Source organism: Cellulosimicrobium sp. JZ28 (assembly GCF_015327065.1).
Classification (GTDB): Bacteria; Actinomycetota; Actinomycetes; order Actinomycetales; family Cellulomonadaceae; genus Cellulosimicrobium; species Cellulosimicrobium funkei.
Genome location: NZ_CP017660.1, coordinates 3,624,648 through 3,650,602, shown reverse-complemented (window position 1 = coordinate 3,650,602; position 25,955 = coordinate 3,624,648). Strand labels below are relative to the sequence as shown.

21 protein-coding genes and 3 pseudogenes are annotated in these 25,955 nt (G+C 75.3%); 13 read left to right on the top strand and 11 right to left on the bottom strand.

From position 1 onward, the window contains the following. Window positions 1–109 precede the first annotated feature (109 nt). The 6 genes from BJP59_RS16320 to BJP59_RS16295 form a co-directional block, all read right to left on the bottom strand. Complete coding sequence (locus BJP59_RS16320; RefSeq protein WP_194521451.1) at window positions 110–1,768, bottom strand: bifunctional phosphatase PAP2/diacylglycerol kinase family protein; 1,659 nt, start codon at window positions 1,766–1,768, stop codon at window positions 110–112. Between the two features lie 76 nt (window positions 1,769–1,844). Continuing rightward, window positions 1,845–2,345, bottom strand: coding sequence for a hypothetical protein (locus BJP59_RS16315; RefSeq protein ID WP_168946229.1), 501 nt, complete (start codon window positions 2,343–2,345; stop codon window positions 1,845–1,847). A 134-nt stretch (window positions 2,346–2,479) separates the two neighbouring features. Further along, window positions 2,480–3,352, bottom strand: a complete 873-nt coding sequence (locus tag BJP59_RS16310; RefSeq protein WP_061267940.1) for a metal ABC transporter permease — start codon at window positions 3,350–3,352, stop codon at window positions 2,480–2,482. Continuing rightward, window positions 3,349–4,113: a metal ABC transporter ATP-binding protein gene (locus BJP59_RS16305; RefSeq protein WP_021482568.1), complete on the bottom strand. Its 765-nt coding sequence runs from the start codon at window positions 4,111–4,113 to the stop codon at window positions 3,349–3,351. The genes BJP59_RS16310 and BJP59_RS16305 overlap by 4 nt, the downstream gene beginning before the upstream one ends. Then, window positions 4,110–5,078, bottom strand: a complete 969-nt coding sequence (locus tag BJP59_RS16300) for a metal ABC transporter substrate-binding protein (RefSeq protein ID WP_085387088.1) — start codon at window positions 5,076–5,078, stop codon at window positions 4,110–4,112. The genes BJP59_RS16305 and BJP59_RS16300 overlap by 4 nt, the downstream gene beginning before the upstream one ends. Before the next feature lie 161 nt (window positions 5,079–5,239). Then, window positions 5,240–6,058, bottom strand: coding sequence for an IclR family transcriptional regulator (locus BJP59_RS16295; protein WP_194521450.1), 819 nt, complete (start codon window positions 6,056–6,058; stop codon window positions 5,240–5,242). Here BJP59_RS16295 and BJP59_RS19935 point away from each other — a divergent pair. The 8 genes and pseudogenes from BJP59_RS19935 to hutI form a co-directional block, all read left to right on the top strand. Further along, a pseudogene (locus BJP59_RS19935) lies at window positions 6,057–6,455 on the top strand (helix-turn-helix transcriptional regulator); the annotation flags it as partial. The gene BJP59_RS16295 and the pseudogene BJP59_RS19935 sit on opposite strands and share 2 nt — an antisense overlap. 226 nt (window positions 6,456–6,681) lie before the next feature. After that, complete coding sequence (locus tag BJP59_RS16285; protein ID WP_031316030.1) at window positions 6,682–7,092, top strand: VOC family protein; 411 nt, start codon at window positions 6,682–6,684, stop codon at window positions 7,090–7,092. A 237-nt stretch (window positions 7,093–7,329) separates the two neighbouring features. Then, window positions 7,330–9,714, top strand: coding sequence for an ATP-binding cassette domain-containing protein (locus BJP59_RS16280; protein WP_194521448.1), 2,385 nt, complete (start codon window positions 7,330–7,332; stop codon window positions 9,712–9,714). A gap of 173 nt (window positions 9,715–9,887) precedes the next feature. Continuing rightward, window positions 9,888–10,223: pseudogene (locus BJP59_RS20445) on the top strand (Abi family protein); the annotation flags it as partial. Between the two features lie 74 nt (window positions 10,224–10,297). Next, a pseudogene (locus BJP59_RS20440) lies at window positions 10,298–10,519 on the top strand (Abi family protein); the annotation flags it as partial. Between the two features lie 454 nt (window positions 10,520–10,973). Beyond that, the gene (gene hutH, locus BJP59_RS16270) at window positions 10,974–12,587 is read left to right on the top strand and encodes a histidine ammonia-lyase (protein WP_194521446.1); all 1,614 of its coding nucleotides are present in this window, start codon (window positions 10,974–10,976) and stop codon (window positions 12,585–12,587) included. 31 nt (window positions 12,588–12,618) lie between these two features. Next, window positions 12,619–14,298: a urocanate hydratase gene (hutU, locus tag BJP59_RS16265; RefSeq protein WP_194521445.1), complete on the top strand. Its 1,680-nt coding sequence runs from the start codon at window positions 12,619–12,621 to the stop codon at window positions 14,296–14,298. Next, window positions 14,295–15,590 (top strand): imidazolonepropionase, encoded by a 1,296-nt coding sequence (gene hutI, locus BJP59_RS16260; RefSeq protein ID WP_194521444.1) that lies wholly within the window; start codon window positions 14,295–14,297, stop codon window positions 15,588–15,590. The genes hutU and hutI overlap by 4 nt, the downstream gene beginning before the upstream one ends. A gap of 117 nt (window positions 15,591–15,707) precedes the next feature. Here the strand turns inward: hutI and BJP59_RS16255 are convergent, their stop codons facing one another. Both BJP59_RS16255 and BJP59_RS16250 read right to left on the bottom strand, forming a co-directional pair. Continuing rightward, on the bottom strand, window positions 15,708–16,727 hold the full coding sequence (locus BJP59_RS16255; RefSeq protein ID WP_194521443.1) for an arginase family protein: 1,020 nt from the start codon (window positions 16,725–16,727) through the stop codon (window positions 15,708–15,710). A gap of 51 nt (window positions 16,728–16,778) precedes the next feature. Further along, entirely contained in the window at window positions 16,779–17,678 is a 900-nt protein-coding gene (locus BJP59_RS16250; protein ID WP_194521442.1) for a universal stress protein, read from the bottom strand. Between the two features lie 213 nt (window positions 17,679–17,891). Here BJP59_RS16250 and BJP59_RS16245 point away from each other — a divergent pair, with 213 nt between their 5' ends. The 3 genes from BJP59_RS16245 to BJP59_RS16235 all read left to right on the top strand — a co-directional run bounded on the left by BJP59_RS16245 (window position 17,892) and on the right by BJP59_RS16235 (window position 19,780). Further along, a complete protein-coding gene (locus tag BJP59_RS16245; protein ID WP_081599919.1) occupies window positions 17,892–18,620 on the top strand; it encodes a response regulator in 729 nt (242 codons plus the stop codon). Window positions 18,621–18,765: 145 nt separating this feature from the next. Further along, entirely contained in the window at window positions 18,766–19,239 is a 474-nt protein-coding gene (locus BJP59_RS16240; protein ID WP_081599918.1) for a pyridoxamine 5'-phosphate oxidase family protein, read from the top strand. A gap of 28 nt (window positions 19,240–19,267) precedes the next feature. Then, window positions 19,268–19,780, top strand: coding sequence for a GNAT family N-acetyltransferase (locus tag BJP59_RS16235; protein ID WP_228485129.1), 513 nt, complete (start codon window positions 19,268–19,270; stop codon window positions 19,778–19,780). Window positions 19,781–19,801: 21 nt separating this feature from the next. Here the strand turns inward: BJP59_RS16235 and BJP59_RS16230 are convergent, their stop codons facing one another. Further along, window positions 19,802–20,977 carry a GAF domain-containing sensor histidine kinase gene (locus BJP59_RS16230; protein WP_228485128.1) on the bottom strand — a complete coding sequence of 392 codons (1,176 nt, stop codon included), beginning with the start codon at window positions 20,975–20,977 and terminating at the stop codon, window positions 19,802–19,804. A 198-nt stretch (window positions 20,978–21,175) separates the two neighbouring features. Between BJP59_RS16230 and BJP59_RS16225 the strand changes: the two genes are divergently transcribed. After that, window positions 21,176–21,985: a tetratricopeptide repeat protein gene (locus BJP59_RS16225; protein ID WP_194521441.1), complete on the top strand. Its 810-nt coding sequence runs from the start codon at window positions 21,176–21,178 to the stop codon at window positions 21,983–21,985. 243 nt (window positions 21,986–22,228) lie between these two features. Here BJP59_RS16225 and BJP59_RS16220 read toward each other — a convergent pair whose 3' ends face one another. Further along, window positions 22,229–22,801, bottom strand: a complete 573-nt coding sequence (locus BJP59_RS16220; protein WP_021482147.1) for a hypothetical protein — start codon at window positions 22,799–22,801, stop codon at window positions 22,229–22,231. Window positions 22,802–22,976: 175 nt separating this feature from the next. Beyond that, window positions 22,977–23,495, bottom strand: coding sequence for a hypothetical protein (locus BJP59_RS16215; RefSeq protein ID WP_194521440.1), 519 nt, complete (start codon window positions 23,493–23,495; stop codon window positions 22,977–22,979). A 197-nt stretch (window positions 23,496–23,692) separates the two neighbouring features. Here BJP59_RS16215 and BJP59_RS16210 point away from each other — a divergent pair, with 197 nt between their 5' ends. Further along, window positions 23,693–25,753 carry a D-alanyl-D-alanine carboxypeptidase family protein gene (locus BJP59_RS16210; protein ID WP_194521439.1) on the top strand — a complete coding sequence of 687 codons (2,061 nt, stop codon included), beginning with the start codon at window positions 23,693–23,695 and terminating at the stop codon, window positions 25,751–25,753. Window positions 25,754–25,955 lie beyond the last annotated feature (202 nt).

Sequence of the window (25,955 nt, the reverse complement as noted above, 5' to 3'; positions counted from 1 at the left end):
CCGTCCGCGCGACTGCGGGGCTCATTGTGGGGCATGACGCCTGTGCGTGAACAGGGGGAGTTCTCCCCGGGTGCCGTGAACACGGGACATACCGGACAGGCCGGACGGATCAACCCACCGTCGGGTCGCTGGGGGCGTAGAGACGCAGCGCTCCGCGCCGCATGGTGAGACGGACGGTGACCGGCCCGGTGGGGGCGACGTCGTCGAGCGAGAGCGTCTCGCCGTCGTGCGCGAGCACCACGGGCGGCGATCCGGGGTGCCCGTGCTCGGCGTCGGGGGAGCGGTCCGTCGTGACGGCCTCGCCGTCGGGCCCGACGACCGCGCCGCGCGCAGGGAAGCGGAGCTCGAGGGCCGGGACGGACGTCGCGTCGACCACGAGGTGCCCCCGCACCCCGGGCACGCGCCGCGCGACGCGGGTCCCCGCGTCACCCGCCGCGACCTCGAGGAACGTGCGCAGCCGGCTCGCGCGGCGCTCGGCCCGGGCCGTGCGGACGTCGAGCACGCCGTCGTCGAGGCGGTGCCGCTCGACCGGCGCGAGGCTCTGCGGGTAATAGCGGTTGACGCCCGCGAACAGCGACCAGTACTCGCCCTCGTGCCCGTCCACCTCCATGCGCACCCGGTGCGCGCGCCGCAGCACGCGCGCCGCCGCGAGGACGGCGGCCGGCCACTTGCCGAGCCGGTGCTCGTGCTTCTCGCGCTCGGTGACGAGCTCCGGGTAGACGCCGGCCGAGAAGGTGTTGAGCACGGTGCGGGGCGGTCCGTCGACCCCGTCGACCTCGAGGTCCGCGACGTCGATCGTCACGCCCGAGCCGGTCCGCACCGCCTCGATCGTCGCGCGCATCGACGTGAGGTCGGCCGCGCGCGCGAAGTGGTTGAGGGTGCCGCCGGGGAGCACGGCGAGCGGGAGGTCGTGCGCGCGCGCCGCCGCGGCCGCGGTCGACACCGTGCCGTCACCACCGCTGATGCCGAGCGCGTGGGCGCCCCGCGCGACGGCGTCGTCGTACAGACGGCGCAGGTCGTCGCCCTCGGCGAGCACGTGGACATCGGCGCGGGGGAGCCCGTCGCGGACCGCCGCGAGCGGGTCCTCCTTGAGCAGCCGGCCCGAGCCCGCCGCCGGGTTGACGACGACGAAGAGGCCCGCGCCGTCGTCGAGCGCGGGGACGTCCGCGGGCGGCCCCGCCGGGACGTCGGGGCGCTGCACGGCACGGCCGGGGACGAGCACCCGACTCACGAGCGCGACCCCGACGCCCAGCGCCGCCCCCGCGGCGACGTCCGAGAACCAGTGCGAGCCCGTGTGCAGACGCGAGTACAGGACGGCCCCGGCGAGCGGCGTGAGCGCCAGCCCGACCGTCGGCCACTCGAGCGCGACGCCCGTGACGAACGCGGCGGCCGACGCCGAGTGACCCGAGGGGAACGAGGGCGACGTCGGCGGGTCCGCCACGCGGCGCCACAGGGGAAGGCCGTCGAGCGACGGGCGCACGCCCCCGAACACGGTCTTGCCGACGACGTTCGCGAGGACGCTCGACACGAGCAGCGAGCCGTAGCCGCGCAGGGCGGCGTCGCGCCCGCGCCGCCCGGTGGCGGCGATCCCGACCGCGGCCCCGGCCCACAGCACGCTGTGGTCGGCCCACGTCGAGAGCCGGGAGAGCGCGGTGTCGGCCGCGGCCCCCAGCGCGCGGCGGTTGGTCCAGCGGTTCACCGCGCGGTCGAGGCGGGCGACGCCGGGGAGCGCCTCGTGAGGCTTGACGATCCCGGTGACACGAGGCATCTCGCCATCGTAGGAAGGGCGGTCGAGGACCGCGCGGCGACGGCGCTCCGGGCCCGCGTGAGCCAGGTGGTCGGGCTCAGGCCCCCGCGCGGCTCGTCTCGCCGCGGAGCGTGTCGATGTGCGCCTGCAGGCGCTCGAGCGCGACGGCCACGCCCTCGCCCGCGTCGTGCGCGAGGTCCGTCACGTAGCGGAGCTGGGCGGACGCCGCGTCGAGCGCGACCTGGGCGTCGGCGAGCGCGACGGCGGCGCGACCGTCGGCCGCCTCGTCGTCGTCGGTCGCGCGCTCGAGCGCGGAGCGGGCCTCGGCCGTCGCGGCCTCGACCGACTCGACGGCGTCGAGCACGTCGTTGCGGAGCACGGGGTGCAGGGCGGGGAGCTGGGCGTGCACGCGGTCGAGGTCGTTCCCGATGGTCTCCGTCTGGACCTGCGCGTCGGCGATGAGCTGCTGGACCTCGGCGGCGCTCGCCGTCGAGCACATCGGCAGCATCATGGACAGCGCGAGCAGGCTCGCCGCGGCGAACCGGGCAGACGTGCGCGTGCGCTGCGGCGTCGTGGGCTCGCTCGTCCTCGCTGACATGGCGACAAGTCTCCCGGGCGAACCTGAGAAGCACCAGGGAATCGAGGGCGAATTCATGGAGATTTCGCACACAGCGCACGCAGGAGGCGTCGTCCGGCGGCCCGGACCGGGTTGCGGGCCGCCGGAGCGGACGGTCAGACGCGCGCGAGCCGACGGCGTCGGGCCGCCGCGACCCGCGTCCCGACGAGCCCGTGCCGCGGGCTGAACAGGTACGCGAGCGCGAACGCTACGCCCAGCGCGACGACGACCGTCCCGCCCGACGCCGTGTCGAGGTAGTAGCTGACGTAGATGCCCACGACCCCGCACACCGCCGCGACGAGCGGCGAGATCCACAGCATCCGCGAGAAGCGGTCGGTGAGGAGGTACGCCGTCGCGCCGGGCGTGATGAGCAGCGCGACGACGAGGACCACGCCGACGGCCTGGAGCGCGACGACGACCGTCAGCGCGAGCAGGCCGAGCAGCAGCGCGCCGAGCCGTCGGGGCGAGAGCCCGATCGCGTGCGCGTGCGTCGGGTCGAACGCGTAGAGCGTGAGGTCGCGCCGCTTGAGCACGACGACCGCGAGCGTCACCGCGCCGAGCGCGAGCACCTGGAGCAGGTCCGCACGCGACACCCCGAGCAGGTTGCCGAAGAGGATGTGGTTGAGGTCCGTCTGGCTCGGCGTCACGGAGATGAGGACGAGCCCGAGCGCGAAGAGCGTCGTGAACACGACCCCGATCGCGGCGTCCTCCTTGACGCGCGACGTGTCGCGCACCGCGCCGATGAGCAGCACCGCGAGCAGCCCGAAGACGAGCGCGCCGAGCGCGAACGGCGCCCCCACCACGTACGCGAGCACGACGCCGGGCAGCACGGCGTGCGAGACGGCGTCGCCCATGAGGGACCAGCCCACGAGCACGAGCCAGCACGACAGCACGCCGCACACGATCCCGGCGGTCACCGTGACGGCGAGCGCGGTGCGCAGGAACTCGAACGACAGCGGCTCCAGGAGGGTGGCGAGGAGGTCGGTCACGGGGCCACCTCCACGCCGAACGCGAGCGCGAGGTTCTCGGGCCGCAGGACCTCCGCGGGCGTCGAGTGCAGCAGGACGCGGCGGTGGAGCAGCACCGCCTCGTCGGCGAGCTCGGGCAGCGCGTGCAGGTCGTGCGTCGAGACGAGGACGGTCGCCCCGCCGGCCGCGAGCTCGCGCAGCAGCGTGGTGATCGTCGCCTCCGTGCGCTTGTCCACGCCGGCGAACGGCTCGTCGAGCAGGAGGATCGTCGCGCCCTGCGCGAGCCCCCGGGCGACGAACGCGCGCTTGCGCTGCCCGCCCGAGAGCGCGCCGATCTGCCGGTCGGCGAGGTCGGTGAGCTCGACGCGCGCGAGCGCGTGCTCGACCGCCTCCCGGTCCGCGGGCCGCGTGCGCCGCGTGAAGCCCTGGTAGCCGTAGCGGCCCGTCATGACGACGTCGCGCACGCTCAGCGGGAAGGCCCAGTCGACGTCCTCGCTCTGCGGCACGTACCCCACCGCCTGGGCGCGCCGGGCGCGCGCGGGGGGTGCGCCGTCGACCAGGACGGTGCCGCGGTCCGGCCGGACCATGCCCATGACCGCCTTGAACAGCGTCGACTTGCCCGAGCCGTTCATGCCGACGAGCCCGCACACCGTCCCCGGCCCGTGCGAGGACCCCAGGGCGAGGGTCGCGCCGTCGAGCGCGAGGACGTCGCCGTAGTGGACGGTGAGGTCGCGCACGTCGATCGCGGGCGTGCCCGACGGCGCCCGCCCGCCCGCGCTCACGCGTCACCGCCCGCGGTGGTGCCGGTGAGGCCCGCGACGATGGTCTCGGTGTCGTGGCGCAGGAGGTCGAGGTAGGTCGGCACGGGGCCGTCGGGCGCGGAGAGGGAGTCGACGTAGAGCGTCCCGCCGAACGCCGCGCCGGACTCGCGCGCGACCTGCTGCATCGCGTCGTCGGAGACGGTGGACTCGCAGAACACGGCCGGGACGTCGTGCTGCTCGACGAACTCGATGGCGCCGACGACCGACTGCGGCGTCGCCTGCTGCTCGGCGTTGACCGCCCACAGGTACTTCTCCGCGAGCCCGGCGTCGCGCGCGAGGTAGGGGAACGCGCCCTCGCACGTGACGAGCGCGCGGTGGCCCTCGGGCAGCGCGTCGAGCGCCGTCGTGAGCTCGTCGTGCACGGCGGCGAGCTCGGCGGAGTAGGCCGCGGCGTTCGCCGCGTAGTCGTCGGCGTGCGCCGGGTCGAGCTCCGCGAACGCGTCGGCCATGTTCTGCACGTAGACCTGTGCGTTCACGGGCGACATCCAGGCGTGCGGGTTCTCCTTGCCCTGGTACTCCTCGGCGGTGTCGTCGCCCAACGCGATGGGCTCGACGCCCTCGCTCACGACGACGTGCGGCACGTCCAGCCCGTCGACGAACCGCCCGAACCACGCCTCGAGCCCCATGCCGTTGTCGAGGATGAGGTCGGCGTCCGCCGCCCTGCGGACGTCGCCGGGCGTCGGCTCGTAGCCGTGGATCTCCGCCCCGACCTTGGTGATCGACTCGACGCGCAGGTGGTCGCCCGCCACGTTCTCCGCCATGTCGGCGAGCACGGTGAACGTCGTGAGCACGACGGGTCGGCCGTCGTCGGGCGGGGTCGCCCCCGCGTCCGTGGCGCTCGAGCAGCCGCTCAGCGTCGCTGCGGCGAGGACCGCGACGGCTGCGGCAGCGCGGGATGCGGACTTCCGCGTCGAAAAGTTCGGCATACCGAAAAATCTAGTCGGCACGTCGGCCGCACGCAACGCCGCTTCCATCCCGGTCGCCGAGGTAGAGCCCAGGTCCCGCGAGGTAGAGCCCAGGTCCCGCGAGGTAGAGCCCTGGTTCAGCGAGGGAAGAGACCAGGGCTCTACCTCGGCAGACCAGAGCTCTACCTCGGCGCGGACGGGGCGGACGGGGCGGTCGGGCCCGACGGGCGGGTCGGGGTGGCGCGGGCGCCCAGGCGGCGGCTCACCTCGGCGGCGGCGCGCCCGACGGCGGCGGCGAGCTCCGCGCGGCGGGCGGGCGGGGCGTCGTCGGACCAGAAGGTGAGGGCGATGCCGGCGACGGGGAGCCCGGTGTGGTCGACGGCCGCGTGCGCGACGGACGCGAGGCCCGGGGTGACCTCGCCGTCCTCCTCGGCCCAGCCGCGCCGTCGGACGCCGCGCAGCACCTCGCGCAGGGCGCCGAGGGTCTGCGGCCCGACGCCGGTGCGGTCGGCGAACGCCGCGGCGCCGGGGAAGAGGGCGCGGACCTGGGCCGCGGGGAGGCCGGCGAGGACGGCGCGCCCGCTCGCGGTGAGGTGCGCGGGGAGGCGCACGTCGACGTCGGTCACGAGCGTGGGGCGGCGGGGGGCGCGCTGCTCGACGAGGTAGAGGACCTCGCGCCCGTTGAGGACGGCGAGGTGCGCGCTCTCGCCCGTCGACTCGACGAGGCGCGCGACGACCGGCCGCGCGAGCCGCGCGAGGGGCGCCTGCCGCGCGTACGCCGACCCGAGCGCGAGCGACGCCGTCCCGAGCCCGTAGCGGTGCTCCTCGGGCAGGTGGGTCACGAACCCCTCGTCGACGAGGACGGAGAGCAGGTGGTAGACGGTCGAGCGGGGCAGGCCGAGGCCCTGCGCGACGGCGGCCGCGGGCGACGGGCCCGCCTGCGCGGCGAGGAACGTGAGCACGCGCACGGCCTGGCGCGCGGCGGGGACGTCGCTCGGCATGGAGGCCACGGTAGGCCCGTGGCACGATCGAGGCGTGACGACGACGCCCGACGACCAGCGCCTGCGCGACCTCGCGCGCCTGCGACGCGTGCGCGACCGGATCGACCGCGAGTACGCGCAGCCGCTCGACGTCACGGCGCTCGCGGCCGGCGTGCACGTGTCGGCCGGGCACCTGAGCCGCGAGTTCAAGGCGGCGTACGGGGAGTCGGTGTACGCCTACCTCATGACGCGGCGGATCGAGCGCGCCAAGGCGCTGCTGCGTCGCGGCGACCTGAGCGTCACGGACGTGTGCTTCGCGGTGGGGTGCTCGTCCCTGGGGACGTTCAGCACGCGCTTCACCGAGCTCGTCGGCGTGCCGCCGAGCGTGTACCGACGGCGCGCGGCCGAGTCCGACGCCGGGTCCCCGGCTCCCGCGGAGTCGCGGACGGCCGCGGCGGCGGCACCGGGCACCGCGCACGGTGCTGCACCGGGCACCGCGTCGGGCGCCGCGTCCGCCGCCGAGGCGGGCGCCGTCCCCGGCGCGGAGCGGCTGGACGGGCTGCCGGCGTGCGTCGCGCGGCGCGTCACGCGACCGGTCAGGAATCGAGAAGCGCAGGCCGGACGGCGGTCCTAGCGTCGTTCTCATGAACCTCACCATCAACTCCAGCTTCCTGCCCCAGACCGACCCCGACGCGTCGCTCGCGTTCTACCGCGACGTGCTCGGCTTCGAGGTCCGCAACGACGTCGGCTACGAGGGGATGCGGTGGATCACCGTGGGCCCGGCCGACCAGCCGGACACCGCGATCGTGCTGCACCCGCCGGCCGCGACCCCGGGCCTCAACGACGACGACAAGCGCGCCCTCCTGGAGATCGTGGCCAAGGGCGCGTACTTCGGAGTCAACCTCGCGACGCCCGACGTCGATGAGACGTTCGCCCGGATCGAGGCCGCGGGGGCGGAGGTCGTGCAGGAGCCGATCGACCAGCCCTACGGCGTGCGCGACTGCGCCTTCCGCGACCCGGCGGGCAACGAGATCCGCATCCAGCAGCGCTCCTGACCTCCGCACCGCCGCGGTCCCGCCTGACGACCCGGTCCCGCGCCGCCGTCGTGCACGGCGCGATGAGTCCCGACCGCGCGGCCGGTCCTCACCCCGGGACGTCCACGCACCGCACCCATCCACCCGTCGACCGTCCGGCTCTCCGGCAGACTCTTCCCGGGCTGCCGGGAGCGGGCGGTCGGCGCCGTCGACCGGTCTTCCGACCGCGCGACGAGGCTCGACGACGAGGAGACACGCATGAGCACGGCCACGACGACGGGAACCCCGACCTCGGAGCGCCAGGACCCCGACGCGCACGACGTCATCCGGGTCCAGGGGGCGCGGGCGAACAACCTGCAGGACGTGAGCGTCGAGATCCCCAAGCGGCGCCTCACGGTGTTCACGGGCGTCTCCGGGTCGGGCAAGAGCTCGCTCGTGTTCGACACCGTCGCGGCCGAGTCACAGCGCCTCATCAACGAGACCTACCCGGCGTTCCTCCAGGGCTTCATGCCCACGCTGGACCGCCCCGACGTCGACGTGCTCGAAGGGCTCACGACGGCGATCGTCGTGGACCAGGAGCGCCTGGGCGCCAACCCGCGCTCCACGGTGGGCACGGTGACCGACGCGAACGCGATCCTGCGGGTGCTGTTCAGCCGGTTCGGCGAGCCGCAGGTCGGCCCGCCCACGGCGTTCTCCTTCAACATCCCCGCGCGCAAGGCGAGCGGCATCATGACGTCGGCCACCGGCGAGAAGACGATCGTCCGCAACGCGATCTACCACGGCGGCATGTGCCCGCGGTGCGAGGGGCGCGGCGCGGTCTCGGACCTCGACCTCACGGAGATCTTCGACGACTCCAAGTCGCTGCGCGACGGCGCGATCAAGGTCCCGGGGTACACCGCCGACGGGTGGATGGTGCGCGGGTTCGCCGAGTCGGGGTTCTTCCCGGGCGACCGGCCCATCCGCGAGTTCACCGACCAGCAGATGCAGGACTTCCTCTACAAGGAGCCCACCAAGATCAAGGCGATGGGGATCAACGTCACCTACGAGGGCCTGATCCCCAAGATCCAGAAGTCGATGTTCTCCAAGGACGTCGACTCGCTCCAGCCGCACGTCCGCGCGTTCGTCGAGCGCGCGGCGACGTTCGCGCCGTGCCCCGACTGCGGTGGCACGCGCCTGTCGGAGTCGGCGCGCTCGTCGAAGATCCGCGGGGTCAACATCGCCGACCTGTGCGCGATGCAGATCACCGACCTCGCCGCGTGGATCCGTGACCTGGACGACCCGCACATGGCGCCCGTCGTCAACGCCCTCGGCGAGAACCTCGCGTCGTTCGTCGAGCTCGGGCTGGGCTACCTCAGCCTCGACCGGCCGTCGGGCACGCTGTCGGGCGGCGAGTCGCAGCGCATCAAGATGCTGCGCCACCTCGGGTCGTCGCTCACGGACGTCACCTACGTCTTCGACGAGCCGACCATCGGCCTGCACCCGCACGACATCGACCGCATGAACGGCCTCCTGCTCCAGCTGCGCGACAAGGGCAACACGGTCCTCGTCGTCGAGCACAAGCCGGAGACGATCGTCGTCGCGGACCACGTCGTCGACCTCGGCCCCGGTGCGGGCACGGCCGGCGGCCGGGTGACGTTCGAGGGCACGGTCGAGGGGCTGCGCGAGAGCGACACCGTCACCGGGCGCCACCTCGACGACCGCGCGACGCTCAAGGAGGAGGTGCGCTCGCCGTCGGGCGCGCTGGAGATCCGCGGCGCGGACGCGCACAACCTGCAGGACGTAGACGTCGACATCCCGCTCGGGGTGCTCGTCGTGCTGACCGGGGTGGCCGGGTCGGGCAAGAGCTCGCTCGTCGAGGGGTCGGTGTCGCGGCGCGAGGGCGTCGTGACGATCGACCAGAGCGCGGTGCGGGGGTCGCGCCGGAGCAACCCCGCGACCTACACGGGCCTGCTGGAGCCGATCCGCAAGGCCTTCGCCAAGGCGAACGGCGTCAAGCCCGCCCTGTTCAGCGCGAACTCCGAGGGCGCGTGCCCCGAGTGCAAGGGCGCGGGCGTCATCTACACCGAGCTCGGCTTCATGGAGACCGTCTCGACTCCGTGCGAGGACTGCGGGGGCCGCCGGTTCCAGGCCGCGGTGCTCGACTACACGCTCGGCGGGCTGAACATCGCCGACGTGCTGGACCTCCCGGTCGCGAAGGCGCGCGCGTTCTTCTCGTCCGGCGAGGGCAAGGTGCCGGCCGCCGCGGCGATCCTCGAGCGCCTCGACGACGTCGGCCTCGGGTACGTGAGCCTCGGCCAGCCCCTCACGACGCTGTCCGGCGGCGAGCGCCAGCGCCTCAAGCTCGCGACCCACCTCGGCGACAAGGGCGGCGTGATCGTGCTCGACGAGCCGACGACCGGCCTCCACCTCGCTGACGTGCAGAACCTCCTCGGGCTCCTCGACCGGATCGTCGACGCGGGCAAGTCCGTCATCGTCATCGAGCACCACCAGGCCGTCATGGCGCACGCGGACTGGATCATCGATCTCGGCCCCGGCGCCGGGCACGACGGCGGTCGCGTCGTCTTCGAGGGCACCCCGGCCGACCTCGTGGCGGCGAGGTCCACCCTCACGGCCGAGCACCTCGCGGCCTACGTGAACGCCTGACCCGCCGAGCACGAGGTTGTTGTCGTGAACGCGCCCATCACGACAGCAACCCCGTGCTCGACGAGCGGCCCGTCGGGAATGTCGGCTCCCTGATGTAGGTTGTCATCAACACGGCCAGCCCCTCTGCCCGACTTCGTCGGTCACGGGCTGGTTTTCATTGCGTCGGGGGGCGCGTGGTCACCTACTCCAAGCCATATCTGACGCTCGAGCAGCAGGTCGACCTGCTTGAGCAACGTGGTCTTCTGGTGGACCGAGCTCGAGCACTGCACGCGGTGGAGCGCGTCGGGTACTACCGGCTCAGCGGGTATTGGTATCCCTATCGCCGCATCGACTCCGCAGAGAGCGCAGCTCGGGGACGGCCGGTTCGAGCCAGCGAGGTGATCCCGGGAACCCGGTTGGACCAGGTCGTCACGCTCTACGACTTCGACAGGCGCCTCAAGCTCCTGGTCATGGACGCGATCGAGCGGATCGAGATCGCCCTCCGGGTCGAGCTCGCCTACACGCTCGGAGCGCGCGACCCCTACGTCCAAGGGATCCGCGGGCGTTCGACGGGCGTTTCAGCAGGCCCCGCCCCCGGAGGCGGCAGCAGGAGTCTGCGCACGACGAGTGGCTGCGCAAGCTCGCACAGCTCCAAACGCGGTCGAAGGAGGACTTCGTCGCGCACTTCAAGGACAAGTACGACGGCGATCTGCCCATCTGGGTGGCCGTCGAGGTCACCGACTTCGGGATGATGTCGATCCTCTACGAGCACACGCGGCGGCCGACTCGTGACGTGATCGCCAGGAAGCACTCCGTCACGGACTGAACTTCACCCGGAACACCTGCGCTCACCACGCCCGCCTCTGGAACCGGAACTTCACGGACCAGGTGCGAGCCAGTGCTCTCGCCGGGATACCTGACCTGGCACACATCGCTGGACTCGACCCCCGCGACCAAGCACGCCTCTACCCCGCCTTGGCGATCATCCGGCACCTCCTCGCAACAGTCGCGCCCCGGAGACGACTGGTCGTCCCGGCTCGTCAGGTTGCTCGACGAGTTCCCCGCCGACGGCGTCGTGTCTCTGAGCGACATGGGGCTCCCGGACGACTGGCGTGCGCGACTGAGCTGACCGGCGTCTGACGCGCGAGGGCACGCGCCGGTACCTCGGGTGTCCCGGCACGCCTCTTGGTGAGTTCCCGTGCCCGCAACAGTCTGGGATCCCAGACGGAACCGATCCGCTCGGGCTCCCGTCATAGCGGGGTGCGGTGTGTTCTGGGTGCATGGCAGCGACGACGCACTCCCCGGCCGTCTCCGACCAGGCCCGCGCCGCGCGCGTCGTCGTCGTGGGCGACGGCCCGCCGACGATCGACGACGTGGTCGACGTCGCGCGGCACGGCGCGCGCGTCCGGCTCGCGGACGCGGCGGTCGAGGCGATGGCGGCGAGCCGCGCCGTCGTCGAGGGGCTCGCGGACGACGACCGCCCGCACTACGGCGTCTCGACCGGGTTCGGGGCGCTCGCGCGGCGCCACATCCCGGTCGAGCGGCGCGCGCAGCTCCAGCTCAGCCTCGTGCGGTCGCACGCGGCGGGGTCAGGGCCGGAGGTCGAGCGCGAGGTCGTGCGGGCGCTGCAGCTCCTGCGGCTCGCGACCCTGGCGACCGGGCGGACCGGGGCGCGCCCCGTCGTCGCGCAGACGTACGCCGCGATGCTCGACGCCGGGATCATCCCGGTGGTGCGGGAGTTCGGCTCGCTGGGCTGCTCGGGCGACCTCGCGCCGCTGGCCCACGTGGCGCTCGCGGCGCTCGGCGAGGGCGAGGTCCGGGACGCGACGGGAGCCCTCGTGCCCGCCGCCGACGCGCTCGCCGCGGCCGGGATCGCGCCGCTCGCGCTGCGCGAGAAGGAGGGCCTCGCGCTCATCAACGGCACCGACGGCATGCTCGGCATGCTCGCGCTCGCGCTGCACGACCTGCGGTCCCTGCTCACGACGGCCGACGTCGCGGCCGCGGCGAGCGTCGAGGCGCTGCTCGGCTCGGACGCGCCGTTCGCGGCCGACCTCGTGGCGATGCGGCCGCACCCCGGCCAGGCGGCGTCGGCCGCGAACCTGCGCGCGCTGCTCGACGGCTCGCCCGTCGTGGCGAGCCACCGCACGCTCGACGCCGACGGCCGGCCCGAGTGCACGCGGGTGCAGGACGCGTACTCGCTGCGGTGCGCGCCCCAGGTGCACGGCGCCGCGCGCGACACGCTCGACCACGCGACCGCCGTCGCGCGCCGGGAGCTCGCGGCGGCGATCGACAACCCGGTCGTCACCGTGGACGGGCGCGTCGAGTCGAACGGCAACTTCCACGGGGCACCGGTCGCGTACGTGCTCGACTTCCTCGCGATCGCCGCGGCCGACGTCGCGAGCATGAGCGAGCGCCGCACCGACCGGTTCCTGGACAAGGCCCGCAACGAGGGCCTGCCGCCGTTCCTCGCCGACGACCCGGGCGTCGACTCCGGGCTCATGATCGCGCAGTACACGGCGGCGGGGATCGTCTCGGAGCTCAAGCGGCTGGCGGTGCCGTCGAGCGTCGACTCGATCCCGTCGTCGGCCATGCAGGAGGACCACGTGTCCATGGGCTGGGCCGGGGCGCGCAAGCTCCGCCGCGCCGTCGACGGGCTGGGCCGCGTCCTCGCGATCGAGCTGCTCACCGCGACGCGTGCCCTCGACCTCCGCTGCGACGCCGGGTCCCTGCACCCCGCGCGGGGGACCGGCGCCGTGCGCGACCTCGTGCGCACGGCCGCCGCGGGACCCGGACCGGACCGTTACCTCGCGCCCGAGATCGAGGCCGTGACCCGTCTCGTCGCGACGGGTGCCGTGACCGCGGCGGCGAGCGCCGCCGTCGGGCACCTGGCCTGAGACCTACCCGACCCGAAGGAGCGAGACGACCATGGCCCACGAGCCGACCCACCGCCTCGGCACGCCCGTCTCCGTCCGCGCCCCGCGCGGCACGACCCTCACCGCGCGGTCCTGGCAGACCGAGGCGCCGCTGCGGATGCTCATGAACAACCTCGACCCCGAGGTCGCGGAGCGGCCCGACGACCTCGTCGTCTACGGCGGCACCGGCCGGGCGGCACGCGACTGGCCGAGCTTCCACGCGATCGTCCGCACGCTCACGACGCTCGCGGACGACGAGACGCTCCTCGTGCAGTCGGGCAAGCCGGTCGGGGCGCTGCGGACGCACGAGTGGGCGCCGCGCGTGCTGCTCGCGAACAGCAACCTCGTGGGGGACTGGGCGACGTGGCCCGAGTTCCGCCGGCTCGAGGCGATGGGCCTGACGATGTACGGGCAGATGACCGCGGGGTCGTGGATCTACATCGGCGCGCAGGGCATCCTCCAGGGCACGTACGAGACGCTCGCCGCGGTCGCCGCGAAGCGGTTCGGGGGCTCGCTCGCCGGGACGCTCACGCTCACCGGCGGGTGCGGCGGCATGGGCGGCGCGCAGCCGCTCGCGGTGACGCTCAACGGCGGCGCGTGCCTCGTGGTCGACGTCGACCGGTCGCGCCTCGACCGGCGCGTGCGCGAGCGGTACCTCGACGTCGTCGCCGACGACCTCGACGCCGCGGTCCGGTTCGTGGAGGACGCGCGGCGCGAGCGCCGGGCGCTGTCGGTGGGGGTCGAGGGGAACAGCGCGACGGTCGTGCCGGAGCTGCTGCGACGCGGGGTCGAGGTCGACGTCGTCACGGACCAGACGTCGGCGCACGACCCGTTGTCCTACCTGCCGGTCGGGGTGGACCTCGCGGACTGGGCCGACTACGCCGCCGCGAAGCCCGACGAGCTCACCGACCGCGCGCGCGAGTCCATGGCCCGGCACGTGGAGGGCATGGTCGGGTTCCTCGACGCGGGCGCCGAGGTCTTCGACTACGGCAACTCGATCCGCGACGAGGCGCGCCGCGGCGGGTACGACCGGGCGTTCGACTTCCCGGGGTTCGTGCCCGCGTACATCCGGCCGCTGTTCGCGCAGGGCAAGGGCCCGTTCCGGTGGGCCGCGCTCTCGGGCGACCCGCGCGACATCGCCGCGACCGACGCCGCCGTGCTCGACCTGTTCGACGACGACCACCTCCACCGCTGGATCCGCGCCGCCCAGCAGCGCGTCGCGTTCCAGGGACTGCCCGCGCGCATCTGCTGGCTCGGGCACGGCGAGCGCGACCGCGCGGGTCTCGCGTTCAACGACCTCGTCGCCTCGGGCGTGGTGCGCGCTCCGGTCGTCATCGGCCGCGACCACCTCGACGCCGGGTCGGTCGCATCCCCGTACCGCGAGACGGAGGCCATGGCCGACGGCTCCGACGCGATCGCCGACTGGCCGCTGCTCAACGCGCTCACGGCCGCGTCGTCGGGCGCGACGTGGGTCTCGATCCACCAGGGCGGCGGCGTCGGCATGGGCCGCTCGATCCACGCGGGCCAGGTGTCCGTCGCCGACGGCACGCCGCTCGCCGCGGCCAAGCTCGCGCGCGTGCTGTCGAACGACCCGGGCCTCGGGGTGCTGCGCCACGTCGACGCCGGGTACGACGACGCGATCGCCGCCGCCGAGCGCGGCGGGCTCCGCGTCCCCGCGCGGGAGACGCCGTGACGGGTCGCCGCGCGGCGGGCACGTCCTCGGGGCCCGGGTCGACCCTCGTCACCGGCATCGGGGAGCTGACGACCAACGCCCCGGGCGGTCCCGGCACGCGCGACGGCGACCCGACCGGTCTCGTGACCGACGCCGTCCTGCTGCTCGACGGCGGCCGGGTCGCCTGGGCGGGCCCGGCCCGGGAGGCGCGGGACGCCGTCGGGCACGCGCTGGACGGACGGGAGCCGGACGTGACGGTCGACGCGGGCGGGCGCGCGGTGCTCCCGGGGTTCGTCGACTCGCACACCCACCTCGTGTTCGCGGGCGACCGCGCCGCCGAGTTCGAGGCGCGCATGGCCGGTCGTCCGTACGAGGCGGGCGGCATCCGGTCGACCGTCGCCGCGACGCGCGCCGCGTCCGACCACGTGCTCCGCGCCGGGCTGGCCCGGCACCTCGACGAGGCGGCCCGCCAGGGCACGACCACGGTCGAGGTGAAGAGCGGCTACGGCCTCACCGTCGCGGACGAGGAGCGGTCCGTGCGGCTCGCGCGCGAGGTGACGCCCGAGGTGACGTTCCTCGGGGCGCACGTCGTGCCGGTGGAGCTCGCGGGCCGGGCCGACGCGTACGTCGACCTCGTGTGCGGGGAGATGCTCGCCGCGTGCGCGCCGCACGCCCGGTGGGTCGACGTGTTCTGCGAGACCGGCGCGTTCACGCCCGAGCAGTCGCACCGCGTGCTCGAGGCCGGGGCCGCCGCCGGGCTCGGCGTCCGCGTGCACGCGAACCAGCTCGCCCCGGGGGAGGGGGTGCGCCTCGCCGTCGGGCTGGGCGCCGCCGCGGTGGACCACTGCACGTACCTCACCGACGACGACGTCGCGGCGCTCGCGGGCTCGTGGACCGACAGCGGGACGCGGCCGGACGGGACGTCGGGAGCGGTCGCCGGGACCGTCGCTACCCTGCTCCCGGGCGTCGAGTTCTCCACGCGCCAGCCCTACCCCGACGCGCGACGCCTCCTCGACGCGGGCGCCGTCGTCGCGCTCGCGAGCGACTGCAACCCCGGGTCGAGCTACACGTCGTCGATGCCGCTGTGCGTGGCGCTCGCGGTCCGCGAGATGCGGATGACCGTCGCCGAGGCCGTGTGGTCCGCCACCGCGGGCGGCGCGCTCGCGCTGCGGCGGGACGACGTCGGCCACCTCGCCCCCGGCGCCCGGGCCGACGTCGTGCTGCTCGACGCCCCGAGCCGCACCCACCTCGCCTACCGCCCGGGCGTCCCCCTGGTCGCGAAGACGTGGCGGTCTGGCCACCCCCACCCCTGACCAACCCCCACCCCTGACTCACCCGGCGTCGAACAGGTGGTCCTGGTGCGTCCAGGGCGCGTGTCGTGCCAGGACCACCTGGTGGACCCGCCGGAACCGCCTGTTCGGCGGAGGCGCCTAGGTCCGCAGCGGCTCCGGGGTCGGCGGGTGGAGGGTGAGGCCTGCCGCGAGCTCCAGGACGCAGAGGGCGGCGAGGCGGACCGTGCGGCCGTCGGGGGCGTCGGCCGTCGCGTCGACCTCGACGACGTCGGCGGAGCGGAGCCGGTCGTCGCGCGCCGCGGCCCGGACGAGGGCGCGCAGCTCCCACGCCGCGATCCCGCCCGGGACGCTCGCGGGGCAGCCCGGGGCGACGGAGCGGTCGCACACGTCGACGTCCACGTCGAGGTGCACCGGCCCGCCCGCGGCGCCCGCGACCTCCATGGCCGCCCGCATCACCTCCTCGGGCCCCCGCCGGCGCAGCTCGTCGACGTGCACGACGGTGATCCCCAGCTCGACGGCGCGGCGCGCGTACTCGGCGGAGTTCGCGAAGTCCGCGATGCCGATCTGCACGACCCGCCGCGGGTCCAGCCCCGCCTCGACCAGACGCCGCACCGGTGACCCGTTGGACACGCCGTCGCGCAGGTCGTGGTGGGCGTCGAGCGTGACGAGGCCCGCGGTGGCGAGATCGTCGCCCCACGCGCCGAGCGCGGTCGCGACGGTCACGGAGTTGTCGCCGCCCAGCGCGACGAGCAGCCGTGCGCGCTCCAGCGCGGTCCGGACCGCCGCGCGCGTCCGGGCCTCGCCCTCCGCACCGTCGGGCTCGTCGACGTCGCCGAGGTCGGCGAACGTGAGCTCGGCGAGGTCGACGGGATCGGCCCGCTCTCCGAGGCCTCGGGCACCGACGCCGGCGACGGGTCGCACGCGGGCGGAGGGGCCGCCGTCGGGCAGCGGGCGGTCGGGGACGAGCGCGGGGCTGTACCGGCGCAGCGCGGCGCGCACCGCGGCGGGTGTCGCGTGGGCGCCGGTCGGCGAGAGCGACGTGCGCCAGGCCGGGACGCCGAGCAGCGCGACGTCGACGGCGTCACCCGTCGGCCCGGGCCAGTCGCCCGCCCGGGGCCACGAGGGGTCGTGCGGGAGGGCCTGCGCGTCGTCGCTCACGGTCTCGACGCTAGCGGCCCGACGGCGGCCCCGCCCTGCGCGGACGGCACCCTAGTCGCGCGCCGCGTGCACGACGGCGACGGGGTGCGTCGCGTGGTGCAGCACCTCCTGGCTCACGGAGCCGAGGAGCATGCCGCGCAGGTCGCCGCGGCCGCGCGACCCGACGACGGTCAGCGCGGCCCCCGCCGCGGCCTCCCGGAGGGCGACGGACGGCTCGCGGTCGACGACGAACGTCTCGACGAGGACGTCGTCGTGCTCCGCGGTGCGCACGCGCGCGAGCGCGGCCTCCACGGTGCGCGACGCCTCGGCGCGCGCGTCCCGCTCGGCGGCGGTGTAGAACGCGGGGTTCTCCTCCCACAGCGGCCCGGTGGGCATCCGCCACGCGCACACCGCGACGACGCGGGAGCGGGTGCGCGCGGCCTCGTCGAGGGCGAACCGGAGCGCGGCGTCGCCGTGCACGGACCCGTCGACGCCGACCACGACGTCGGTCGTGCGCTCCACGTGGTCCACGGACGGTGGCACCACGACGACCGGCACGGGCGCGCGGGCGGCCAGCCGGGTCCCCACGGACCCGAAGAACATCGACCCGACGGACCCGAGCCCGCGCGACCCCACGACGACGAGGTCGGCGTCCTTGGCCTCGTCGAGCAGCGCCTCCGAGGGCGGGCCGGAGCGCAGCAGGGTCCGCACGGGCACCGACGCGTCCACGCGCGCGGCGCGCTCGGCGGCGGCCGAGAGGATGGGGCCGGCGATCTCGCCGAGCTCCTCGACGCTCGGGTAGTACGCGCCGCCGACGAACGGCGTCGCGACGACGGGCACGTACGCGACGTGCAGCACGCGCAGCTCCGCGCCCCGACGCGCCGCCTCGTGCACCGCCCAGTCCAGGGCCTTGCCGCTCGTCGTGCTGCCGTCCACACCGACCAGCACGACCTGCTGCGTCGATCCGCTCACCATGACCACCTCGGTCCTGTCGTCCCCTTCGTGGCGGTCGTCCCGCCACCTGCCACACCTCCTGGATACCGCGCGCGGGCGGTCCGCCGCACCCGGCGACCGCCCCCGACGCGCGGGACGCTCGGCACGACCCACCGGGACGAAGGTCCCGCACCCGCGGCGCCACGGGCGGGCGCGCGCGAGAATCCCCCTCCGACCGGCTACGTTGAGGGCATGGGCTCTCCCCACCCGATCCGCGTGTTCCTGCTCGACGACCACGAGGTGGTCCGCCGCGGCGTCGCCGCTCTGCTCGAGGCCGCCGGTGACATCACCGTCGTCGGCGAGGCCGGCACCGCCGCCTCCGCGCTCGCCCGCATCAAGGCGACGCGTCCCGACGTCGCGATCCTCGACGTGCGCCTGCCCGACGGCTCGGGCGTCGAGGTGTGCCGCGAGGTGCGCTCCGAGCTGCCCGAGGTCGGCTGCCTCATGCTCACGTCCTTCGCCGACGACGAGGCGCTGTTCCAGGCCGTCCTCGCCGGGGCGTCGGGGTACGTGCTCAAGCAGATCCACGGGTCCGACCTCGTCGGCGCGGTCCGCACGGTCGCGGCGGGCGGGTCGCTGCTCGACCCGGCGAGCACCGCGCGCGTGCTGGAGCGCCTGCGCCACGCCGCGGACGAGACGCCGGACCGCCTCGAGGGCCTGTCCCAGCAGGAGCGCCAGATCGTCGCGCTCATCGGCGAGGGCCTGACGAACCGCGAGATCGGCAAGCGCCTCTACCTCGCGGAGAAGACGGTCAAGAACTACGTCTCCCACGTCCTCGCGACGCTCGGCCTGCAGCGCCGCACCCAGGTCGCGGTCCTCGCGACCGAGATGCGCCAGGAGGAGGCGTCCCGCCAGGGCGCCCCGGGCGCGGGCGGTCCCACCGGGGACCGGCAGCACGGTGGCCCGGCGCAGCGTCCCTGACGGCGGGACCGACCCGCAGGGCGGGACGGGGCCCGAGGGCTCGCCCGCGCACGGTCCGGGGACCGACGCCCACGGACCGGGCGACCGCGCGGCGTCGGGACCTTCGGCACTCCCGGATCTGACACCGCGGCGCGACGATGTGGAGATGGACACAGTCGAGCGGACCGGGACAGGGGCACCGGTGGGGAGCGGGGGGCTCGCGACGGCCGAGCGCCCGCGCGCCTCGGCAGGGCTCGCGGAGCTCACGCCGGAGGAGAGCTACGCGCTCCTCGCGACCGTCCCCGTGGGCAGGATCGTCTACACCGACCACGCGCTGCCGGCGATCCAGCCGGTGAACTTCGTGCTCGACGGCCCGGACGTCGTGTTCCGGACCGCGGAGGGCTCGAAGCTCGCGGTGGCCGCCAGCCGCGCCGTCGTGGCGTTCGAGGTCGACTCGTTCGACGCCGACGCCCGCTCCGGGTGGTCCGTCGTGCTCGTCGGCCGCACGTTCGAGGTCACCGAGCCGGTGGAGCGCGCGCGGCTGCTCGCGCTCCCGCTCGTGACGTTCGTGCCCGGCGTGCGCGACCGCGTCATCAAGGTCGTGCCGCGCATCGTGACCGGCCGGAGGATCCTGCGCTGACCCGCGGCCCGCGCACTACGCTCGACCGGTGACTGCGACGATCGAGGTGCGTGCCGGGACGCCCGCGGACTGGCCCGGCATCTGGCGGGCGCTCGAGCCGGTTTTCCGCGCGGGCGAGACGTACACGTACCCGCGTGACATCACCGAGGCCGACGCCCGGGCCGCGTGGCTCGAAGCCCCGGGCGCGCGCGTCCTCGTCGCGGTCCCGGCGGAGGACGGTGCCCGCGGCACCGTGCTCGGCACGGCGAAGTACCTGCCCAACCACCCCGGTGCCGGGGCGCACGTCGCGAACGCGAGCTTCGTCGTCGGGCCCGACGGAGCCGGGCGTGGCGTCGGCCGGGCGCTCGCGCGCGCCGTGCTCGACGGTGCGCGCGCCGACGGCTACCGGGCGATGCAGTTCAACGCGGTCGTGGAGACGAACGAGCGCGCGGTCCGGCTCTGGGAGTCGCTGGGGTTCACGATCCTCGCGACCGTCCCCGAGGCGTTCGACCACCCGGTGCACGGGCTCGTCGGCCTGCACGTCATGCACCGGGCGCTCTGAGCACCCTGCCCCGCGGGCGCGTCAGCCGAGCGGCACCCACCACTCGAGGCGCGTGCCGCCGTCGGGCCGGGCGGTCGCGGTGCTCGACCCGCCGAGCGCGGCGGCGCGCGCCTGCATGTTCCGCAGGCCGGAGCGCCGGCCGCCGGGCTGGATGCCCACGCCGTCGTCGGTGACGGTGAGGCGCGCCTCGTGCGCCGTGACGGCCAGGTGCACGACGACGCGGCTCGCCTGCGCGTGCCGGGCCACGTTGGTCAGGGCCTCGCCGAGCACGACGACGAGCTGGTCGGCGACCTCGGCCGGCAGGCTGGGGCCGCCGTCGGTCACGCCCGCGCCCGACCCCTCGGCCGCCACCTCGACGTCGACCTCGGGCGCGAACCCGAGCACGGTCGTCGCGGCCTCGGCCTGCGCGCGGAACCGGTCCTCGATCGAGGGCGCGTCCGGGTCCGTGGCCGTGTGCAGCGCGAAGATCGTGGACCGGATCTGCCGGATCGTCTCGTCGAGGTCGGAGACGGTCTCCTCGATGCGCGTGCGCGCGTTCGGGTCGCTGACGAGCGGCTGCACGCTCATGAGCGTCATGGCCGACGCGAAGAGGCGCTGGATGACGACGTCGTGCAGGTCGCGCGCGATCCGGTCGCGGTCCTCCAGGACGCCGACCTGCTTCGCCCGGCCGTAGAGCCGCGCGTTCTCGATGGCGACGCCCGCGGCGGCGGCGAGCGCGACCACGGCCGCCTCGTCCTCCGCGGTGAACTCCTCGCACCTGCCCCCGGGGACCTGCTTGTCGGTGAGGTAGAGGTTGCCGAACACCGTGTCGCGCACCCGCACCGGCACGCCGAGGAACGTGTGCATGGGCGGGTGGCCCTCGGGGAAGCCGGCCGAGCGCACGTCGTCGGCGATCTCCGGGACGCGGATGGGCGCCGGGTGGTCGATGAGCTCGCCCAGCAGACCCTCGCCGTGCGGCCAGTGGTCGATCTCGGCGACCTCGTCGTCCGAGAGGCCCAGGGGGATGAACTGCGCGAGGCGCTCGCGCCCCGAGGCGTCGAGCACCCCGAGCGCGCCGTACCGGGCGCCCGTGAGCTCCATCGCCGCGTCGACGATGCGCCGCAGCACCTGCGGCAGGTCGAGGTCGCTCGTCACCGCCACGACGGCGTCCAGCACGCGTTGCCCGGCGCTGGCCGGCAGGTCGGTCGTTCCGCTCACCCGATGCAGTCTCCCAGACCCCGGCGGCCGGGCGGCACCCGTCTCGCCCGGGGTGTGACGTGGGCGACACCGCCGCGCTATCGTGCGTCCACATCTCGGGACGTCCGACGCCGTCCTGCCGTCGGCCGCACGTCGCCGTCGTGCAGGTCCCGGACCACCGGGCCGTCGACGCAGGGGGCCGAAGGGACGCGGTGCCGCATGCCGACCACCGACCAGGGCGCGGACGTCGCCCCGCACTCCGGGGCGCCCGCCGAGGCCGCGGCGAGCGCCCTCGCGGACCTGCGGTCCGCCGTCGGGCACCTGCACCCCGACGACCCGGCCGAGCTCGTCGCGATCGCCGACGACCTGCGTGCGCTCGGCAGCCCGGCCGCGGCGGTCCCGTTCTACGAGGCGGCCGTCGAGCAGGGCGTGCCCGGGGCCGTGTACCGGCTGGGCGTCGCGCACCACGAGGCGGGCGACGCCGCGGAGGCGTTCCGCTGCTTCGAGCTCGCCGGTCTGGCGGGCGACGCGCTGGGGGCGTTCATGGCCGCGCAGGTCGCGGCGGAGCGCGGCGACCTGCACGCGGCCCGCCGCTGGTACGAGCTCGCGCAGGGCGTCGAGGGCGCGGCCGTGCGGCTCGCGCAGGTGCTCGCCGAGCTGGGGGAGCGGGACGCGGCCGACGACGTCCTCGCGGCGACGTCGGGCGAGAGCTGGGAAGCGGCGGTCGAGCTCGTGCGCAGCGGCGCCTTGACCCCGGACGCCGCCGTCGCGCTGCTCGAGGGGTGGGCCGGGGCGGGCGAGGCGCGCGTCGCGGCGGCCCTCGCGGACCTCTACGTGCGCGCGGGTCGCGGGCCGGACGCCGAGGACCTGCTCGAGCAGGCGGCGCTCGCCGGCGAGCCGACGGCGCGCACGAGCCTCGGGGTGCTCCGCCTCCGGGCGGGCCGCGTCGCCGAGGCGATGGCCCTGTGGCACGAGGCGGCCGCCCAGGGCGATCCCCAGGCGGCGGAACTGCTGGCCCGCTTCGGCTGACGCCGGGGCCGCACCGGACCGGGCGGCCGCGGGCCGGGCACGCAGAAAGGCGCCCGGCGGGCGACCGGCTCCGTCGAGCTGTCGGTCGCCCTGCCGGGCGCGGAGGGCGGGACGTGCGGGTGGTCTCCCCACCGCCCGCACGCCCCTCTTCCCCCGGGAGCGACTCCCTGCAGCGACGGCCTCAGATCGTCGCGCGGTATCGGTCGCCCCGTGGCCCGCCGCACACGGCGGGCGGTCGAACCGTCAGACCAGCCAGGCGTTGCGCTGGACGAACGGGATCCTCTTCCACGTCTTGCCGAGCCCGAGCACGCTGCCCGCCCCGAGGAGCGTGAGAGCGATGATCGTGAGCGACATCGTGATGTGGTCGTCGATGATCGGGTTGGTCACGAGCGGGAGCTCGGCCAGGTACATGAGCAGGAGCAGGAGCGTGCCGCTCACCGCGGCGATGCGCATCCCGATGCCCAGGATCAGGGCGAGCCCGATGCCGAGCAGGCCGACCATGAAGAGCACGTCGATGAACGCGTTCCCCGCGAGGCCGCTGAAGAAGCCCGAGAACGTGCCCTCGAGGTTCGACAGGAAGCCGGTGGTCGGGCTGTTCCCGTTGATCCACGACCGCTCGGCGGGGGTGGCGAACCCGAGCCCGAACGTCTTGTCGAGGAAGGCCCAGAGGAAGTAGAACCCGATCGTGATCCGCAGGACGCCGAGCACGACCTGGGTGGGTCGCGTGGCGCGCTCCGCGAGGCTGAGGGTCTCCGGCTCGGTGCCTTCGACCGTGGGGAGCGGCGCGTTGGCGTTCCGCTCGATCGTCCCCTTCATCACTGTCCCCTCTCATCGACCCGTCCGGTGCGGTCGGGCTCCTGAGACCAAGCAAACCCCTGTGAAGGAAGGGTGGACGTCAGGCAAAAGTCGCCGGGCCCGGGGACCTAGGTCCCCGGTGCCGACGAGGGTCCGGCGATACCGGGCGCGGGCCGCCCGCGCGCGGCCCGTGCGGTCAGGAGCCGGACGCGTCCTCGAGGTCCGCGCGGAGCTCGTCGACCCGGGTGCGCAGGCTCTCGATCGCGTCGCGCACCGCGGCGTCGGCACCGGAGAGGGAGCCCGCGACGTCGCCCAGCTCGGTGGACGCGTCCTCGAGCGCGGCCTCGGCGTCGGCCAGGCGCTGCTCGGCCTGGGCGCGCGTCTCGTCCGTGGCGGACGCCGCCTCGTCCGCCGCGGCGCGGGCCTCGTCGGCGGCCTCCTGCGCGGACGCGACGGCCTCCTCGGCGCGGGTGCGCGTGTCGTCCGGGAGGGTGCCCAGGTCGTCGGTGAGCGACCGGACGTCCTCGCCGATCGTCTCGACCTGGGAGCGCGCGTCGTCGAGGAACTGCTGGACCCCGTCGCCCGTCAGGGTGAATTCCGGCACGCTCACCGAGCCGTCCTCGGCGCACCCGCCCAGCGCGACGGTCGCGGCGACGGCTGCCCCGAGCGCGAGCGCGCGGGACGTTGACCTGCGGTGACGTGTCGGTGAACTCATGGAGCGATTGTCCACCGCGAACATGAGACGGGGGTGAGAGCCTCGTGGAGGCGGTGTACGGTAGGCGGACGAGGGCACTGTGGCGTGCAGCACACCGATCGTGTGCGCGCGCAGCCGTGACGTCGGGCGCGACGACGCGCACATCCGGCGTGCGGGACCGCAGGTCCGTGGCAGGGCACGAAGCACGGGAGTGAGCGGTGAGCACCACGGCGGAGCACGAGGGCGCGGACGACGCGCCCGTGACGCCCGAGCCCGCGCCCGCCGCCGCGGTGGGCCCGGAGTCGTTCGGACGGCGCGCGCGGGCCGTGTCGCACGTCCTCATCTCCTCGGCGCTCGCCATCACCCTCGCCGCGGCCCTCGCCGGCAGCGCCCAGCCTCGCCCGGGTGCGTCGTTCTTCGCGCAGGAGACGGCCACGGCGACCCAGGTCGCGGCGCTCTCGAGCACCCTCGGGGCCGGCCTCGACGAGGGCCAGCAGCTCGACGGCGCCATCGAGGTCCTCGCGACGGCCAACGCGCTCGACGACGGCCACGTCTCCCCGCCCGTCGAGCAGGCCCGCGCCGAGCTCGGCATGCTCCTGGCCACCTACCTCGCGCAGCAGGACGCGGCCCGCCGCGTCCCCGCGCCCCTCGTGCCCGACGGCGACCTCGACCTGGACGAGTCGCTCGACGGCGCGCAGGTCCCCGAGCTGCCGGAGCCGCTCGGCCCCGGCACGGGCGCAGGCGCGGGCACCGACGACACCACGACGGGCACGGACGACGAGACCGACGACCCCGCGACCGACCGCCCGGCGCAGCAGCCCGCGACGGTCGACGCCGCCGGCGACGTAGCGACCGACGCGGTCCGCACCGCGGCGACGCCCACCGCGCCCTCGCCGAGCCCGACGAGCAGCCCGTCCCCCGGCGCGTCCACCGACCCCTCGCCGAGCGACTCCCCGAGCCCCGGCGGCACGCCGAGCCCGGCGCCCGGCACGAGCACGCCCCTGGACCCGACCGCCCCCGGCGGCACGGGATCCGCGGGAGACGCGGGGTCGCCGGGCGACCGGACGCTGCCCGAGGACGAGGTGCCCGCGCCCGACGGGGTGGCCCCCGGTGAGCTCGACGGTTCCCAGGACCCGGCCGACGGCTCGGCTGACAGCGGTGACGGCGACCACGCCGAGGGCGACGACCACGCGCACGGCGACGTGACGCTGGAGGACGTCCTCGCCTCCGCGACGACGCTCGCCGAGCTGCTCGGCACCGACCTCGTACCGGTCGGGGTCGTCCCGGCCGCCGGGGCGACGGCGCTCGCGGGCACGACCCTCGCGGAGCGGCTCGCCGAGGTCGTCGAGCGGTACGCGGGCTCGACGGCGCAGTACCAGAACGGCCGCATCCCGCCGGAGGCGCTGTGCGCGCTCGACTTCGCGCCGGGCAAGAGCCTGCGCTGCGACGCCGCGGAGCAGCTCGAGGCGCTCGCCGCGGAGTTCGAGAAGGAGTTCGGGTACGCGCTGAAGATCACCGACGCGTACCGCCCGTACGACGAGCAGGTGCGCCTCAAGGCGGTCAAGCCCTACCTCGCGGCCGTGCCCGGCACGTCGCAGCACGGGTGGGGGCTCGCGATCGACGTCGGCGGGAACGTGCCGTCGGGGACGTCGCTCGAGTACGTCTGGCTCCGCACGCACGGCCCGGACTACGGCTGGGACAACCCCGCGTGGGCGCGGCCCAACGGGTCCAAGCCGGAGCCGTGGCACTTCGAGTTCTTCGCGGCGGGCAAGATGCCGACGCGGTACACGCCTGCCGAGAGCAGCGCGCCGTCCACGCCGCAGAAGCCGGCGACGCCGAGCGCCCCCGCGCCGAAGCCGACGACCCCGCCCGCGCCGCAGCCCCCGGCACCGGCACCGACGCCCACGCCGACGGAACCCCCGCCGACGAAGCCCACGGACCCGCCGCCGCCCACGACCGTCGCCGTCCCGGCGAACCTCGTCGGCAAGCAGCAGGCCGCCGTGGAGGCAGCGCTCCAGGGCGCCGGGCTGAAGGTCAGCGTCACGACGAAGGCCGACCCTGCCGCGCCGGGGACCGTGCTGTCCGTCGCGCCGGGCTCCGGCACCCAGGTCGCGCCGGGAAGCACGGTCGCGATCGTCGTCTCGTCCGGGCCGCCGCCCGAGCCCGAGCCCGAGCCCGAGCCCGAGCCGTCACCCGAGCCGACGGACCCGGCACCCGAGCCCACGGTCGCGCCGACCCCGGCCCCGACGGCCCCCGGGACGGAGCCGACCACCCCCTGAGCCGAGGGGCGTCGTCGGGCCCGGGCGGAACCGTGGCCGCGCCCGGCGCGAGGGTGGCGCCGGAAAATGCCGTGCGCCTCCCGGGCCGACGGCGTAGCGTCGGGCGCGATGTGATCCTCACCCGCCCCGGCCGCTCCGTCCCGTCGAGCCCGTCGCCGTGGCCCCCGCCGCCCTCCGCGGCGTGCGCGCGCCACCCGGGCAC

Excerpts from the sequence above, each read along its gene's own strand:
- hutH (WP_194521446.1), top strand. The coding sequence starts at position 10,974 with ATGGCAGCGACGACGCACTCCCCGGCCGTCTCCGACCAGGCCCGCGCC.
- BJP59_RS16220 (WP_021482147.1), bottom strand. The coding sequence starts at position 22,801 with ATGAAGGGGACGATCGAGCGGAACGCCAACGCGCCGCTCCCCACGGTC.
- BJP59_RS16280 (WP_194521448.1), top strand. The coding sequence starts at position 7,330 with ATGAGCACGGCCACGACGACGGGAACCCCGACCTCGGAGCGCCAGGAC.
- BJP59_RS16320 (WP_194521451.1), bottom strand. The coding sequence starts at position 1,768 with ATGCCTCGTGTCACCGGGATCGTCAAGCCTCACGAGGCGCTCCCCGGC.
- BJP59_RS16215 (WP_194521440.1), bottom strand. The coding sequence starts at position 23,495 with ATGAGTTCACCGACACGTCACCGCAGGTCAACGTCCCGCGCGCTCGCG.
- BJP59_RS16295 (WP_194521450.1), bottom strand. The coding sequence starts at position 6,058 with ATGCCGAGCGACGTCCCCGCCGCGCGCCAGGCCGTGCGCGTGCTCACG.
- BJP59_RS16285 (WP_031316030.1), top strand. The coding sequence starts at position 6,682 with ATGAACCTCACCATCAACTCCAGCTTCCTGCCCCAGACCGACCCCGAC.
- BJP59_RS16245 (WP_081599919.1), top strand. The coding sequence starts at position 17,892 with ATGGGCTCTCCCCACCCGATCCGCGTGTTCCTGCTCGACGACCACGAG.
- BJP59_RS16240 (WP_081599918.1), top strand. The coding sequence starts at position 18,766 with ATGGACACAGTCGAGCGGACCGGGACAGGGGCACCGGTGGGGAGCGGG.
- BJP59_RS16225 (WP_194521441.1), top strand. The coding sequence starts at position 21,176 with ATGCCGACCACCGACCAGGGCGCGGACGTCGCCCCGCACTCCGGGGCG.
- BJP59_RS16315 (WP_168946229.1), bottom strand. The coding sequence starts at position 2,345 with ATGTCAGCGAGGACGAGCGAGCCCACGACGCCGCAGCGCACGCGCACG.
- BJP59_RS16300 (WP_085387088.1), bottom strand. The coding sequence starts at position 5,078 with ATGCCGAACTTTTCGACGCGGAAGTCCGCATCCCGCGCTGCCGCAGCC.
- hutU (WP_194521445.1), top strand. The coding sequence starts at position 12,619 with ATGGCCCACGAGCCGACCCACCGCCTCGGCACGCCCGTCTCCGTCCGC.